The following is a 16,015-nucleotide window of genomic DNA, read 5'->3' as shown; positions in this document are numbered from 1 at the left end:
TAATGGCTTTTGAACTTACATACAAACCCTTTGGAGAACGTGCTATTTTGGTTGAATGGCCTCAAGAAATAAATGAGCTGATTTTAGCGGACATTATCCATTTTAAGCAAAAAATCAAAAAAAGTAAACTTAAACTTTTAGTTGAATTAAAATCTTCATATAATTCATTATTAATAATTTATAGTAATTCGATTAAAAATTTAGAACACGAAATAGTGATTATAGACAAAATCTATGGCTCTGAAAAAATATCAGCTAAAAATGAGTCTAAACTATGGAAAATTCCTGTCTGTTATGACACTGATTTCGCATTGGATTTAGAGTTTATTTCAAAAGAAAAAAAGCTATCAAAAAAAGAGATAATAAAGCGTCATTCCCAACCCATTTACACAGTTTATTTTATTGGTTTTTTACCAGGGTTTTTATACTTGGGTGGTTTGGATAAATCACTAGAAATTCCCAGAAAATCATCTCCCAGATTACACATTGAAAAAGGGGCAGTTGCCATTGGCGGAAATCAAACTGGCGTGTATCCAAATACGAGTCCAGGTGGTTGGAATGTTATAGGTAATTCACCCTTAAACTTTTTTGATGCTTCTAATGTCAATCCTTGTTTTGCTCAAGCTGGGGACAGGATAAAATTTTATCCAGTGAGTTTAAAAGAATATCAAGATATTAAAACTCTAGTAGACGCGAATGTTTACCAAATGGAAAGCGAGGTTTACCATGATTAAAGTTTTAAATACTGGGTTTTACAGTTCTATACAAGATTTTGGACGTAATCATTATCTGGAATTTGGAGTGCCGTATTCTGGGGTTATGGATCGAAAAGCTGCTTCTTTTGCTAATGCATTATTAGGAAACAAGGAAGATGAAGCTGTTTTGGAAATGACAATGACAGGCGCTAAACTTCAATTTCAAGTTGAGACTTTTATGGTCATTTCAGGTGCTGATATGTCGCCCAAATTGAATGATTATCCTATCGGGCTAAATAAAGTAGTTGCCCTTAAACCCAACGATGTGTTGTCTTTTGGTAAATTAAACTCTGGTTTTAGATGTTATTTAGCCATTTGGGGAGGTTTTAAGAGCGAAACAATAATGGGTAGTAAAAGTATGTGTCAAAACATTACGGAGCAATTTAAGCTCTTTAAAAACGATGAACTGATAGTTTGTGATTATTCAACTGATATTATTTATAAAAATGCATCTGTTAGGTTTAATGTATCTTATTTGACCTCTGATATTGTGGAGGTTTTAAAAGGACCAGAGTTCGATCTGCTATCAGATGACCAAAAAAATCAATTGTTGAATAAGTCATTTACTATTTCAAAAGATAATAATCGAATGGCCTATCAATTGGAGGAAAACCTTAAAAACAACTTAAAGCCCATTATTACCTCTGGAGTGCTTCCAGGAACGGTTCAACTAACACCTTCAGGAAAGCTTATTATATTGATGCGCGATTGCCAAACCACGGGTGGGTATCCTAGAGTGCTGCAGGTTAAGGAGTCATCCATAGATATTTTAGCTCAGAAATTTACGGGGAACCACATAAAATTTAAATTTATTTCAAGCTAAAATTAGGCATCTATTGACTTTAGTACTTACTATAAAACTTTATTTATTATGAAAAAAATCACGTTTTTTATTTTATTGATGATGTCATTTTCAAGTTGTGAAAAAGACAGTAAAGATGCTAACGTCATCGTTGATAGATCCATTGAAGTTTCAGGTGGTGAGCTATTTAAGAAATCGACTATTGCATTTGACTTCAGGGGTAGACGATATGCAGCTAGAAGATATGGTGGAGGTTTTTCACTTTCGAGACTCATTATAAATTCTCAAGATTCAATCTATGATGTCCTAGATAATAATAGTTTCACTCGTTTTGCAAATGGTCAAAAAATGGAATTGGAAGATTCTTTGGTAAATAAACTCAAAGCCTCTGTAAACTCGGTACATTATTTTTCGGTTTTACCTTATGGGTTAAATGATAGAGCTGTTAATAAAACTTACCTTAACGAGGTTGAAATTAAAGGGCGCAGTTATTTTAAAATAAAGGTAACTTTTAATGAGGATGGAGGAGGAGAAGATTTTGATGATGAATTTATTTATTGGATTGATAATAAGAACTTTAAAGTAGATTACTTAGCGTATTCATATAATGAGAATAAAGGAAAAGGTTATCGTTTTAGAGAGGCTTATAACGAGCGCTACCTAAGTGGTATTAGGTTTGTTGATTACAATAACTATAAACCTAGAAACAATGAAATCAATTTACATGATCTAGATATTCTATTTGAAAAGAATGAATTGGATTTGCTATCAAAAATTGAATTGAAAAATATTACGGTCAGCACGGAAGCTACTCAATAAACAATAAATTGCTGGAAATAGTGTTTCCTGTTTTTGTAACAATATAAAGATTTTTATTGTTACTGTCGTCAATATCTTCATAAGTCTCGCTTCCTAAAATTTTATTGACAAAATCAGGAGTTGTGTTACTATGTCCAACAACCAAAACATGCTTGCCTTCATTATCGCTTAAAAACTTTGAAATATCGATGGTTTTCGGATTATAAATAATTAATTCTAAATTATTTTTTGATGCCGTTGGTGCTGCTGTTTCTCTAGTCCTATTATAATCCGTAGAATAAATAGCATCAAATGAAATGTTTTTAAAAACGTCATTCCATTTTTCTGCTCTTAAAGATCCTTGCTTATTGAGGTGCGGATTTTGGTTAGTGCTATCACTTCTGTCTTTTTCAGCATGCCTTATAAAATAAAAGATTGAGGTGCTTTCATTAGATGGTTGTATAGTTTTTTGTTCTTTTTTACAAGACAACGAAAAGAAAATTGAGATTACAGCCAGAGTTTTTAAAAATTTCATATTCTTTGATTTTAAGCTAATTCTAAAGCAATTTTGATCATATCTTTAAACGTGGTTTCACGTTCTTTACTCGTGGTCCTTTCTCCTGTAACCAAGGAATCTGAAATGGTTAATATAGATAAGGCATTTACATTATATTTTGCAGCCACGGTATATAAACCCGCGGTTTCCATTTCAACACATAATACACCAAATTTCGACCATTTTTTATACGATTCAAAATCATCTGCATAAAACTCATCACTAGTAAAAACATTCCCTGCTTTTAAAGGAATTCCTTTAGTTTTTGCTGCTTCAACTGCTTTTTGAAATAACTCAAAATTGGCAGTTGGTGCATAATCTGCTCCACCAAAGCGTAATTCGTTCACTCCGGAATTGGATGATGCAGCCATAGCTAAGACGATATCCCTGATTTTCACATGTTTTTGATAGGAACCTGCGCTACCTACACGTATAAGGTTTTTTACTTCGTATTCTGTAATTAATTCATGTGCATAAATAGAAATAGAAGGTACGCCCATGCCAGTACCCATTACCGAGACTTTTTTGCCATTATAATTACCCGTGTAGCCTAACATTCCTCTTATTTTGTTAAAGCAAACGGGGTTTTCTAAAAACGTTTCAGCAATCCATTTCGCACGTAAAGGGTCACCAGGAAGTAATATGGTTTCAGCGATGTCGCCTTTTTTTGCTTCAATATGTACACTCATTATTAATAATTTAAATTTGAAGAACCACCTTTAATAATAGCTATGCCCGAGGAGGTGCCCAAACGTTCAACACCAATATTGATATATTCTAAAGCGGTTTTAGCATCTTTTATGCCGCCTGATGCTTTTATTTTGGCTTTATTGCCAACAACACTTTTAATAAGTTTAACGTCATGAATAGTGGCCCCACCAGTACCAAAACCTGTTGAAGTTTTTATAAAGTCGGCACCACTTTGTAGGGCAAGTTCACTGGCTTTTATAATTTCAATATCCTCTAGATAACAGGTTTCCAAAATAACTTTTAATACGTTATTTGGCATGGAATTCTTAACTGCCTCTATATCCTTCCAAACAAAATCGAAGTCCTTACTTTTTAACAACCCAATGTTAATTACCATATCAATTTCATCGGCTCCATCATGTAGTGCAGCTTTAGTTTCATCAACTTTAGCTTTTGTGCTCATGGCACCTAAAGGAAAACCAATAACACTACAAACCTTTACAGAACTATTTTTTAAATGAGATTTAGCCAAAACTACATAACTACTGTTTACACAAACCGAAAAAAAGTCATGGGTTTTTGCTTCATTACAAAGATTAATAATTTCTTGTTTTGTAGCCGTTGGTTTGAGTAATGTGTGATCAATAAAACTATTTAGCTTCATCTGGTTTTATGGTTATATTCGTAGAAATTAATAGTAAGGGAGTTATTAATATTATTATTTATTCCCTTAAAAGTTACTAATTTGCTGCTTAAATTATATAAGAAAACCAATCTCAATTATGAAGATTGGTTTAAAATTTATTTTTTAGTTTTATATGTTTTTAAGCTTTACTGACAGTATTTAGGCTTGATTCCGTAGTGGTTTTTTCTAAATTTTCGATGTACTGTTTATAAATCTTACTATTTCTTATTTGTTGGGCTTTATTGGTAGCCATAATATTTGAGGATGTCTCAACTCTATCAGCTCCAACTTCAATAAACTTAATTGAAGTTTCGTAATCCTCAATACTGCCAGAAGCTACAATTTTTGTATTATCCCTAACTATTTTTTTAATCATTTTTACGGCAGTAAAGGTTGCTCCATTTTTTGAAAAACCAGTGGATGTTTTTATGAAATCTGCTCTAGCATCTAAACATATTTCGCAAATTTTAACAATTTCGTTTTTGTTTAGTTCAGAGATTTCTATGATTACCTTAAGAGGTATATTTCCAATCGCCATTTTAACATCGGTTATATCTTTTAAAACGGAAACATAATTTCTGCTTTTAAGTAAACCTAAATTAATAACCATCTCAATCTCGCTAGCACCATCGTTTATGGCTTGTTGAGCTTCAAATATTTTAGATTTTGTTGATGCAGCCCCTAATGGAAACCCAACTACAGTAGATATTTTGACACCAGTACCTTCTAAAAATTGTTTCGCTAAAGCAACGTAACAACTATTAATGCAAATACTATGAAAGTTACTTTGCACGGCTTCATGGCATAATTGAATAATATCATGCTCTGATGCAGTGGAGTCTAATAAAGAGTAATCAATATATTCCGAAATATTCATTTTATTCTAGTAGGGTTAAACATTTATCTATGTAAAAAACAATTTCAATTATTTTGAAATTATAACGAATTGAGGATTTTCGATAGGCTAAGTTAAAAATTTTAACCAATATTGGAAGTTTACTTGTAAGTTTTTATTAACAACAGCCTGTTGATTGTTCGAATAGTTAAACTTTAGTTATTGGTATTTTTATCCTTTCAAAAGTATTTTGGTAAGCGTCAAATAAAAAAACCATAAAAGAGCAACCTTGTTATGGTTTTAATTTAGAGTGATTTAATAATAATTTCAGAAAAATAATTATTGAATGGCAGTAACCGTATATCCAGCTTTCATAAGTAATTTAATAACGCCATTCTCTCCTGCTAAATGGCCAGCACCCACAGCAAAGAATGTAGGTTGTTTTTTTGAATATTCTGCAATTTTAGAAATCCAATTTTTATTTCTATTAGTTAATAATTTATCTTGATGTTTAGAGAATGCACTCATGTTTTCATCATTTATCATTTCCAACATCTCAGATATATTTTCTTCTTTATAGGTTTTAAGCATTTTAGCAAAATTCGCCTTATCATATGCTAAATTGTCCTTTGCCATTCTTAGTAAATCTGAAACTTGATCTGCATAAGGAATATCATCAAACACTTGTATTTGGTCTTCAATAGTTTCAAGACCATTAATTTCTTCCTCTTGGGTTTTAGCGACTTTTATTAATTCCATTTCAAAAGATTGCATTGGGCAGTCAATCATTTTTGGATATAGCATGGCTGTTAAGAAAAAAGGCTTAATATTTTCTATCATTTTTACAGACATACCTGCATTTTTAATAAAAAGTGAATCTATAACTGAATAATCTTCTTCAGAAACAAAATCTTTAATTGTTTTACCATCTTTCATATACATGCCACCCATCATTTTGGATTGCATAGAGGGGTCGTCCATGTCAATTTCCAAAACAATTTGTGTAGTTTCATCAAGTGCATTTTTTACATCTTCATCTAATGTGGCATCACATGTTATATGAATTGTACCAAACAAGTAGGAGGCTTTTTCCAGGCCATTCCCGGAGATTTTCCAAAGTGTCGAGTTTTCTAGTTGTTGAGAATTTACTATGAATACTGATAGTAATAATGTGGCAAGGAGTGATAATTTTAATTTCATAACTTTAAATTTAAATTCGGTATATCAGTAGCATTATTTTTTTTTTGTTACAAAAAAAAAAGCAACAATCATCTTAAATTAAAGATTCATGTTGCTTTTCAACTAACCAACCAATTAATAGACTTAATTAAAAAACTTTTGTTACAATAAATCCTAATTAAGTTTAAAATTCCTCTGTTACCAAATCACCTTGATTTCTAAAAACCAATTTATCATCAAAGGCATCCAACAAAATAATGCTATCTGTAGTTACTTTTCCTGCTAGAATTTCTTTACTTAAACCATTTAAAACCTCTTTTTGGATGACTCGTTTTACAGGGCGTGCGCCATATTCTGGATTATAACCTTTGTTGGCCAAATAACTTATAGCTTCTGGAGTGGCATCAAAAGTAATTCCTTGTTTAGCTATCATTTTTGTAACACTTTTTAACTGTAAACCAACAATTTCAATGATGTTCTCTTTCGTTAAAGGTGTGAACATAATCGTATCGTCTATACGGTTTAAAAATTCGGGTCTTACACTTTGTTTTAATAATGCCAATACATCAATTTTTGCCGCTTCAATAGCAGAATCTATGTCTTTTGTGGCTTCAAAACGGTCATGTATTATTGTACTTCCTATGTTGGATGTCATAATAATAATGGTATTTTTAAAGTCTGCTAAACGGCCCTTGTTATCTGTTAAATGGCCTTCATCCAAAACTTGTAATAAGATATTAAAAGTATCTGGATGAGCTTTTTCAATTTCATCCAATAATACCACTGAATACGGTTTTCTCCTAACGGCTTCCGTAAGTTGTCCACCTTCATCATAGCCTATATATCCAGGAGGTGCTCCAACTAATCTACTTACGGCATGTCGCTCTTGATATTCGCTCATGTCGATTCTTGTCATAGCATTTTCATCATCAAAAAGATATTCTGCCAACGCTTTAGCAAGTTCGGTTTTACCAACACCAGTAGTCCCTAAAAACAAGAAGGTTCCTATAGGTTTTTTTGGGTTTTGTAAGCCGGCGCGACTTCGTCTAACAGCATCACTAACAGCCTCAATAGCTTCATTTTGACCCACCACACGTTTATGTAATTGATCTTCTAATTTCAATAGCTTTTCGCGTTCGCTTTGTAGCATTTTAGTAACAGGAATTCCTGTCCATTTGGCAACTACTTCGGCAATATCATCATAAGTTACTTCTTCTTTAATTAAAGAGCTTCCTGACTGATTTTCCTGTAATTGTCTTTGATAAGCTTCCAATTGCTCTTGGGCTTCCTTGATTTTACCGTAGCGCAATTCGGCAACTTTACCGTAATCGCCATCGCGCTCCGCTTTTTCAGCTTCCAATTTAAAGTTCTCGATATCCTGTTTACTATTTTGAATGTTATCAACCACTTCTTTTTCGCTTTTCCACTTGGCATTGATTTCGTTGCGAGTTTCTTTCAAATTCGCCAAATCTGAACGCAATGATTTTAACTTGGTTTCATCTTTTTCGCGTTTTATGGCTTCAATTTCAATTTCAAGTTGCATGATTTTTCTATCCAAAACATCTAATTCCTCAGGTTTAGAATTGATTTCCATACGTAATTTAGAAGCAGCTTCATCCATCAAGTCTATCGCTTTGTCTGGTAAAAATCGATTCGTAATGTAACGTTGTGATAACTCAACGGCACCAATAATAGCTTCATCTTTTATTCTAACTTTATGGTGGGTTTCATACTTTTCTTTAATACCACGTAATATGGAAATGGCGCTTTCAGTGTCAGGTTCATCAACCGTTACTTTTTGAAAACGACGTTCCAAAGCTTTATCTTTTTCAAAGTATTTTTGATATTCATCTAAGGTGGTGGCACCAATGGCTCTTAATTCGCCACGAGCTAAAGCTGGTTTCAAAATATTAGCAGCATCCATAGCGCCTTGTCCGCCACCAGCACCTACAAGCGTATGGATTTCGTCAATAAACAATACGATATCACCTTCGCTAGTTGTTACTTCTTTAATAACCGATTTTAATCGCTCTTCAAATTCACCTTTATATTTGGCGCCTGCGATAAGAGCGCCCATATCCAAAGCGAAAATTTGCTTTTCTTTAAGGTTTTCTGGTACATCTCCATCAATAATTCTGTGCGCTAAACCTTCCGCGATTGCGGTTTTACCAGTTCCTGGCTCACCGACTAGAATAGGGTTGTTCTTGGTTCTTCGAGATAAAATTTGAAGAATTCTTCGTATTTCCTCATCACGACCAATTACAGGATCTAATTTTCCATCCTTTGCTAATTGATTTAAATTTTTGGCGTATTTCCCCAAAGCATTATAGGTTTCTTCCTGACTTTGGGAGGTTACATTTTCTCCTTTACGAAGCTCTTCAATTGCCGCTTTAAGGTCTTTTTCGGTAACACCTTGGTCTTTTAGCATTTGGGAAATTTTACTGTTTGATTTAAAAATGGCCATGATTAAATGTTCAATAGACACAAATTCATCATTCATTTTTTTAGCTATGATGGACGCTTCGTTTAAACTTTTTCCTGCTTCGCGAGATAACATCAATTCACCTCCAGAAACTTTTGAAAAGCTTTCCAGTTGCTTATCTAAAACTTGTTTTATTATGGAAACATTCACATTCAATTTTTTTAAAATGAATGGTAATACATTTTCATCAACTTCAAAAATACCTTTAAAAAGATGCTCATTTTCTATTTGTTGATGCCCATAACCTTGCGCAATTTGCTGTGCTTGCTGTATGGCTTCTTGCGATTTTATTGTATAATTATTTAAATTCATATCTTATATTTTTAATTTTCACTTGGGTGAAAACATTTATATTATTTTACTTTTACATCTTAATTTATTCAATAATCTTACCAAGGCTATTTAAAGGACAGAATGTCTGTTAAAGCCTTATTTTTAATGACTTTTAGTCAGTTTGTAAGATTTATGGATTGTTTCGACTTAGGTAAAGAATAAAAAATTATAATGGGGATATTAAACAAATTATTTGGTGGCTCAACCGAGCAAAGGGAGAAAAAAGAATTGCCTTGGATTTCATTAAGTGAACTACAACAATTGGACTTTATAGAAGAAAAATCAACCAATAAAACACAAGTTATTTTTAAACATTCTACCCGGTGTGGCATTAGCAGTATGGTAATGAACCTATTTATTGATGCTTATGATTATTCAGAAAACGATATTGACCTTTACTATTTGGATTTAATTAGTTATCGAAATATTTCAAACAAAATTGCTCATAAATTTCAAGTGATTCATGAATCTCCACAACTATTAGTGATAAGAAATGGTATCGCCGTGGCTCATGCTTCACACAGTCAAATTAATGACCTAAATCTGCAACAATTTATATAAAGCGGTATTTGCCACTTTAATTTTTTTAATAATTACCGTATATTTAGAAGGTTATTATTTAATATTCTAATTTATGAGGAATTATTTATACGTAATTTCACTTTTTTTTATTTGCTTCTTTACAACGCAATGTGGAAAAAAAAAGGAAAGTTCCCATGCTATATTCAAAAAACTTGTTTGGTCTGATGAGTTTGATGGAGAAGGTGCCATTGATTCAAAAAAATGGTTTCATCAAACCCAACTTCCTTCCGGTGGCGATTGGTATGGAGGATTAGTAAATCATTATACTGATAGACTGGAAAACTCGTATGTTAAGGATGGCTTTTTACATATTGTAGCTCGTAAAGAAATATTTAATGATCAAGGTGAACTTAAAGAATATACATCGGCCAGGTTAAACTCAAAATTTGCTTTTACTTATGGTCGGGTAGAAGTAAAGGCTAAATTACCAACTGGTATTGGCACATGGCCAGCAATTTGGATGTTAAATAAAAATATCAATGAGCCTGGTGCCTATTGGCAAAAACAAGGTTTTGGTACTACCTTTTGGCCCGTTTGTGGTGAAGTTGATATTTTAGAGCACTGGGGAAAAAACCAAAATTATGTTCAAAGCGCGGTACATACAGAGTCGAGTGCTGGTGATGATGTAATTAACCTAGGTGGCAAGCTTTTGGAAAATGTTTCCAACGAATTCCATACCTATGCCCTTGATTGGTATGAGGACAAAATGGTTTTTAGTATCGATGGAAGTGTTCATTACACATATGAGCCACCGTTGAAAGATTCGTCCACATGGCCTTTTACAACCGATCAATATTTATTGCTGAACATAGCCATAGAATCTGATATAGAGCCATCTTTTCAAAAAAGTGCTATGGTGGTTGATTATGTAAGAGTTTATCAATAACGGTTTTATGCAAAAGATATTAGCATCTAATAAATACATAAAAATACTTTACCTGGTTTTATTCCTTGTTTTTTGCTGTGAACAAGATTCTATAAAGAGGGATGCCATAGAAGAAATACCTAGTAAATGGGACTTAGAACAGATTAAAGCCTCTGGAACCCTCAAAGCCTTAACTATATACAGCGGTACCACTTATTTTCTTTACAAAGGTCGACCAATGGGTTATGAATTTGAATTACTACAACGTCTTGCAGATTTTTTGGAGGTAGGTTTAGAAATTATTGTAGTTCAAAATGTTAATGAACTGTTCGAAAAATTGAATAGTGGAGAAGGCGATATAGTCGCTCATGCCTTGACCATTACCAATGATAGAAAAGAGGACGTATCTTTTACTGACCATTTATATTTAACGAAACAAGTTTTGGTGCAAAAAAAACCAGATAATTGGAGAACCATGCCTTGGAGTAAATTAAAAAAGAAAATGGTGAATGATCCTGTAGATTTGCTGGGAGATACCGTATCTGTTAGGGACATGTCTTCTTTTAAGGAAAGAATCTATAATTTATCTGAGGAATTAGGAGGTACTATCCATATTGATACGGTTCCCGGAGCACTTGCAACCGACCAAATCATAGAGAAAGTGGCTAATGGAGAAATTAAATATACTATAGCAGATTATAATATAGCGAGTATTATGGCTACTTATTACCCGATATTGGATGTTAAAGTGCCTGTTAGTTTTTCCCAAAGGGTTGCATGGGCCACAAGACATGAGTCTGAAAATTTATTAAAAGCCACTAATGATTGGTTGGAGCAAATAAAAAGGAAGGTAGATTTTAATGTGATTTATAATAAATACTTCAAAAATGAAAAATATTTCAGAAGGCGTGTAAAAAGTAATTTTTATAGTTTGAATGATCAGCAAATCAGTCCTTATGATGAATTAATAAAAAAATATGCTTCGCCTTTAAATTGGGACTGGAGATTACTAGCGTCTCAAATTTATCAAGAATCTAAATTCGACCCACGAGTAAGTTCTTGGGCACAAGCTTCTGGTTTAATGCAGATTATGCCAGAAACAGCCAAAGATCTTGGAGTAACCAATAGGTCAGATCCTGAACAGAGCATCAAAGGAGGTACGAAATATTTAAATCAACTAATCAAAAATTTTGAAGAGGTAACAGATTCCATTCAACGTATTAAGTTTACATTGGCATCTTACAATTGTGGGCTTTATCATGTAAAAGATGCACAGGCCTTAGCCAATAAACGGGGTTTAGATGAAAATATTTGGGATGATAACGTAGAAAACATGATTCTTGAATTGAGCTTGCCAAATAATTACAATGATCCTGTTGTAAAATATGGTTATGTGCGCGGTATTGAGCCATATAATTACGTTCAACAAATTTTTGAGCGTTATCAACACTATGTACAGTTTATCGATATGTAACTTTTACAGGTAAGTTTAAACCATGTCCGAAAATTTATTAAGTTATCTTTTTGTTTACGGCACCCTATTAAAAGATGTTGATAATGAGATGTCATCGTTTTTGCATTCTCATGCTGTTTTAAAAGGGAAAGGATATTTTTATGGTAAATTATACCGAGTATCGTGGTATCCTGGAGCAGTAATTAGTGATAATACTTCAGAAAAAGTATTTGGGATGGTTTATAAAATTGAAAACCCAAAATACGTTTTTAGAGTTTTAGATGATTACGAAGGTATTGGAGCACTCTACCCCAAACCGCACCTTTATAAAAGGAAATTAATTGATACTTTTTTAAACAATGGTACCCAAATAAAAACATGGGTGTATCTTTATAACCAATCCATTACAGATTTACATCAAATTGTATCTGGAGATTTTTTGGAAAACTAAACCTCCGTGGTAATTTTAGTTATTTACAGCTAATTAAAAATTTGTTTCTTTGCAAGGTTTGTGAATCAACTATGCATCCATTTAGCTCGTTATTATTCCACCCCTTAAAAATTAATACGGCCCTATCATTGCCTGAAAAATTTACGTTCCCTTTTTATTATGAACCTCATGAGTTAAGTGTTTTAGCAGCAAAAGATTTACAATCATATTTGGAAACGCAAATTGATTTCATACATAATTTTGGCTTAAATGCGGAGCAAACAGGAATGGTAATTGGTAAGATGTTTGGAGTTATGGTTGTTAAAAACACCCAAGGAGATTTAGGGTATTTAGCAGCATTTTCCGGTAAACTTGCTGATAGTAATGACGTTAAAGGCTTTGTGCCGACAGTATATAATACCTTAAATGTAACTGGTTTTTATAAAAAAGGTGAAGCTGAATTAAATACAATAAATACTGAAATTGATGTTTTAGAGCATTCCAGCCAATTACAAAATGCGAAACGTAAATTAATGGAGGCGAAAAGCATTTTTGAAACCGAATTAAAATCCTTAAAGGCAAAAATTAAGCTGGAAAAAAAGCTGAGAGATCAGCAAAGAGAAACCATGGAAGATTGTTTAGATTCGATAGCTTATAACGAACTTTTAAAAAATTTAAAAGCTCAAAGTATTAGTTATCAAGTTAAATTAAAGCATTTAAAACGTTATTGGGAACAGAATATTAAAGAATTAGAAGATCATTTAGAGGTTTTGAAAACCCCTATAAATGATTTAAAAGTCTATCGAGCTAATTTGTCGGCATCACTTCAAAAACGGATACACGAACAATACCAATTTTTAAATTCAAGAGGAGAAAGTAAAGATTTGCTTGATATTTTTAAAAATACATCATCACCAATTCCCCCAGCAGGCAGCGGTGAATGTGCGGCACCTAAATTGTTTCAATACGCCTATAAAAATAATTTAAAACCCATTGCAATGGCAGAGTTTTGGTGGGGTGCATCACCAAAATCCCAAGTGCGTAAACATAAACAATTTTACCCATCTTGTCGGAGTAAATGCGAACCTATTTTAGGGTTTATGATGCAAGGTTTAAACGTTGACATAAACCCGATTGAGCAGGCGATTTCACACGAACCAGCATTAGAAATCATCTACGAAGACGACTTTTTGTTACTAGTAAACAAGCCACATGAGTTTCTGTCGGTACCTGGTAAAACTATATCCAATTCAGTACTTACCAAAATGCAAGCCTATTTGCCTAACGCTTCAGGACCATTGTTGTTGCACAGATTAGATATGTCTACCTCTGGTTTACTATTAGTTGCTAAAAGTATTCATATTCATAAACAATTACAAAAACAGTTTATAGAGCGTAGTATAAAAAAACGTTACGTGGCATTGTTAGACGGTGTTATACCCAATACTGAGGGAACTATAAATTTACCATTAAGAGTCGATTTAGATAACCGACCACAACAATTGGTATGTTACCAATATGGTAAACAGGCCATTACTAAATATAAGGTAATTACCGCTGAAAACGGAGTAACACGTATTCATTTTTATCCGGTTACAGGGCGTACCCATCAATTAAGGGTACATGCGGCGCATAGCCAAGGTTTGAAAACCCCTATTGTTGGAGATGACCTTTATGGCACGAAAGCAAAGCGTTTGTATTTACATGCTGAAAGCCTCACTTTTATACATCCGGTAACTAAAAAAATACAAACCATTACATGTAATGCCCCTTTTTAATAGCTCTAGTTAGGTAAATAACTAAAATTAGTTAATTAGTTGTATGCAAATAAGTTCGCAAGCGATTTAAGAAAAAAATTAAATTATAATTTTTTTAGTTCCTATCCTTAAAACTAATTGTAATTTTTCAAACATTTAGATCAGTAAGAATTTTGAACTCATGATAGCCAACCCAAACAATGAATATTAAAATACAGTTATGGACTTAAGATTAACACATAAAAAAACTCCTAAAATATTTGGAGTTTTTTATTTTCATTAAGAAAAGAATACTTATGCTTTTCCCATAATTCTGAACATGCCGGTTCCACATGTTGGACATTTACCCTTCATGGCTTTTCTACCGTTTTTCATAGTAGTTTCAGCGGCATCTTTCATTTCTTTTTTTGACTTACATTTTACGCAATATGCTTCCATTTGGTTAGTTTTAGATTAATATGCTCTAAAGTAATTTTAATCCTTTAAACACACAAGGTAATTTGTAAGTTTTTGTTAAAAAATATCTTTAATTCAATGTATATGAATTAATAATATTCTTTAATTGGAGTTTTAAATCCTCACCTGTGTCATAAATCATTTGTTCTTCTGTTGGAAAGGGGACAGCGCGTCTCTCCAAAAATGGTATTAAGTTCGTGTCTAAAGCACGTCTATCTCCTCTTGAGGTGGCATAGATATGTTCAAATACAAATTCACTAGTTACGGGGAATGCATCCACTAATTGATTCGTTTTTACATTAACATATTCTACATTTCCAGTTACTTGGGAAGCTTTAAACTGTATAAACTCATAATATTCACAACGTACCATTTTTAAATTATCCACTTTTATAACATTTCCAAGACTGTCTTTAACAACTTTTCCATTTTCAATTAACTCTTTTTTACCATCGGCAATTTGTTTTTCCTTAATAATTTGACGCTCTTTAATTTGCTCTGGTGATATATTTATATCTCTAAGGTTAACACGCATATGATAATCATAGGATACATTGTCTTCTGGTGAACTGTGATATACAGCCCAAAAATTATTGAGACCATAACTACTAAAGTTTAATAAATCATTTTCCAATCTTGTGGGGATTACTTTTCTTGTATCGTTTACCATATTCACTAAAACAAAATCAGTACCTTTTTGATGGGCAACTTCCATTAAATTGCGCACGTCTTTATAATTTGGGTTAATATCTTCAATTTCTTTTAAATATTGAAATGCTGTTCTAAAATCTAATTTATTATTGGAATTCAATAACACTTTAGCATTACTGTAGAGTTGCTCTGAAGCATCATTTTTAAAACTAATAATTTGACTGTTATAATTGTTGAATTTAAATGAAACTTCCCTACCATTTAAATATAAAGGCAATAATGGTTTTATACGTTCTTGTCTGTCATCCAAACCAACATATGCATCATAAATACGGATGTAATTTTCAGTATTATTATCCTTTTTTAGAAAATCGATATTACTCAAGTCACGCTCTGTAGCTTTATTGTAGGCTTCGTGAAGCATAGCAATAAAATCTGCTTTTCCTTTTTTGTCTTTATTAGTTCGTAATTTGCCTATCGCATCATAAATGGCCTGGTCATAATTTCCAATGCTTACCGCTTTTTCAATTTTTTTACTAGTGCTGCACGATAGTGTAACTAATAAAACTAATGTAGAGAGTAGTATTTTTTTCATGTGTTTTAGATTTTGGTGTATTGGCATTTGCTTTCAATAAGGGTGCCAAAATACTAAAATACCAGATAAAATACTAATAAATACGATAAAATGTAAAAATCAATTATTTTA

At 32.6% G+C, this 16,015-nt stretch carries 16 protein-coding genes; 8 read left to right on the top strand and 8 right to left on the bottom strand.

Going from position 1 to position 16,015, the window contains the following annotated elements; genetic code table 11:
* The first annotated feature begins 2 nt into the window (after positions 1 to 2).
* The 3 genes from pxpB to ABD963_RS09055 are packed head-to-tail and all read left to right on the top strand — an operon-like array spanning position 3 to position 2,376.
* Entirely contained in the window at positions 3 to 734 is a 732-nt protein-coding gene (gene pxpB / locus ABD963_RS09065; protein WP_345276631.1) for a 5-oxoprolinase subunit PxpB, read from the top strand.
* Positions 727 to 1,578, top strand: a complete 852-nt coding sequence (locus ABD963_RS09060; protein WP_345276630.1) for a 5-oxoprolinase subunit C family protein — start codon at positions 727 to 729, stop codon at positions 1,576 to 1,578. Before pxpB ends, ABD963_RS09060 begins: the two co-directional genes overlap by 8 nt.
* A 48-nt stretch (positions 1,579 to 1,626) precedes the next feature.
* Positions 1,627 to 2,376 carry a DUF6503 family protein gene (locus ABD963_RS09055; protein WP_345276629.1) on the top strand — a complete coding sequence of 250 codons (750 nt, stop codon included), beginning with the start codon at positions 1,627 to 1,629 and terminating at the stop codon, positions 2,374 to 2,376.
* Here ABD963_RS09055 and ABD963_RS09050 read toward each other — a convergent pair.
* The 6 genes from ABD963_RS09050 to clpB form a co-directional block, all read right to left on the bottom strand.
* Positions 2,366 to 2,890 (bottom strand): SixA phosphatase family protein, encoded by a 525-nt coding sequence (locus ABD963_RS09050; protein ID WP_345276628.1) that lies wholly within the window; start codon positions 2,888 to 2,890, stop codon positions 2,366 to 2,368. The genes ABD963_RS09055 and ABD963_RS09050 overlap by 11 nt on opposite strands.
* Positions 2,891 to 2,901: 11 nt before the next feature.
* Positions 2,902 to 3,600 carry a purine-nucleoside phosphorylase gene (gene deoD / locus ABD963_RS09045; protein WP_345276627.1) on the bottom strand — a complete coding sequence of 233 codons (699 nt, stop codon included), beginning with the start codon at positions 3,598 to 3,600 and terminating at the stop codon, positions 2,902 to 2,904.
* A gap of 2 nt (positions 3,601 to 3,602) precedes the next feature.
* On the bottom strand, positions 3,603 to 4,265 hold the full coding sequence (deoC, locus tag ABD963_RS09040) for a deoxyribose-phosphate aldolase (RefSeq protein WP_345276626.1): 663 nt from the start codon (positions 4,263 to 4,265) through the stop codon (positions 3,603 to 3,605).
* A 160-nt stretch (positions 4,266 to 4,425) separates the two neighbouring features.
* Positions 4,426 to 5,163, bottom strand: a complete 738-nt coding sequence (gene deoC / locus ABD963_RS09035; RefSeq protein ID WP_345276625.1) for a deoxyribose-phosphate aldolase — start codon at positions 5,161 to 5,163, stop codon at positions 4,426 to 4,428.
* Positions 5,164 to 5,460: 297 nt separating this feature from the next.
* A complete protein-coding gene (locus ABD963_RS09030; protein ID WP_345276624.1) occupies positions 5,461 to 6,321 on the bottom strand; it encodes a TraB/GumN family protein in 861 nt (286 codons plus the stop codon).
* 163 nt (positions 6,322 to 6,484) lie between these two features.
* The gene (gene clpB / locus ABD963_RS09025) at positions 6,485 to 9,094 is read right to left on the bottom strand and encodes an ATP-dependent chaperone ClpB (RefSeq protein ID WP_345276623.1); all 2,610 of its coding nucleotides are present in this window, start codon (positions 9,092 to 9,094) and stop codon (positions 6,485 to 6,487) included.
* A 192-nt stretch (positions 9,095 to 9,286) separates the two neighbouring features.
* Between clpB and ytxJ the strand changes: the two genes are divergently transcribed.
* The 5 genes from ytxJ to ABD963_RS09000 all read left to right on the top strand — a co-directional run bounded on the left by ytxJ (position 9,287) and on the right by ABD963_RS09000 (position 14,223).
* Entirely contained in the window at positions 9,287 to 9,676 is a 390-nt protein-coding gene (ytxJ, locus tag ABD963_RS09020) for a bacillithiol system redox-active protein YtxJ (protein ID WP_345276622.1), read from the top strand.
* A gap of 73 nt (positions 9,677 to 9,749) precedes the next feature.
* On the top strand, positions 9,750 to 10,583 hold the full coding sequence (locus tag ABD963_RS09015) for a glycoside hydrolase family 16 protein (protein ID WP_345276621.1): 834 nt from the start codon (positions 9,750 to 9,752) through the stop codon (positions 10,581 to 10,583).
* 7 nt (positions 10,584 to 10,590) lie between these two features.
* A complete protein-coding gene (locus tag ABD963_RS09010; RefSeq protein WP_345276620.1) occupies positions 10,591 to 12,036 on the top strand; it encodes an MltF family protein in 1,446 nt (481 codons plus the stop codon).
* Between the two features lie 22 nt (positions 12,037 to 12,058).
* Entirely contained in the window at positions 12,059 to 12,466 is a 408-nt protein-coding gene (locus tag ABD963_RS09005) for a gamma-glutamylcyclotransferase family protein (RefSeq protein ID WP_345276619.1), read from the top strand.
* Positions 12,467 to 12,537: 71 nt separating this feature from the next.
* A complete protein-coding gene (locus ABD963_RS09000; RefSeq protein WP_345276618.1) occupies positions 12,538 to 14,223 on the top strand; it encodes an RluA family pseudouridine synthase in 1,686 nt (561 codons plus the stop codon).
* Positions 14,224 to 14,496: 273 nt separating this feature from the next.
* Here the strand turns inward: ABD963_RS09000 and ABD963_RS08995 are convergent, their stop codons facing one another.
* Complete coding sequence (locus tag ABD963_RS08995) at positions 14,497 to 14,640, bottom strand: DUF5679 domain-containing protein (protein ID WP_345276617.1); 144 nt, start codon at positions 14,638 to 14,640, stop codon at positions 14,497 to 14,499.
* A gap of 88 nt (positions 14,641 to 14,728) precedes the next feature.
* Entirely contained in the window at positions 14,729 to 15,904 is a 1,176-nt protein-coding gene (locus ABD963_RS08990; protein WP_345276616.1) for a hypothetical protein, read from the bottom strand.
* Positions 15,905 to 16,015: the final 111 nt, after the last annotated feature.

The organism is Litoribaculum gwangyangense, from assembly GCF_039543505.1.
Taxonomy (GTDB): Bacteria; Bacteroidota; Bacteroidia; order Flavobacteriales; family Flavobacteriaceae; genus Litoribaculum; species Litoribaculum gwangyangense.
This window is presented reverse-complemented; position numbering and strand designations above follow the sequence as displayed.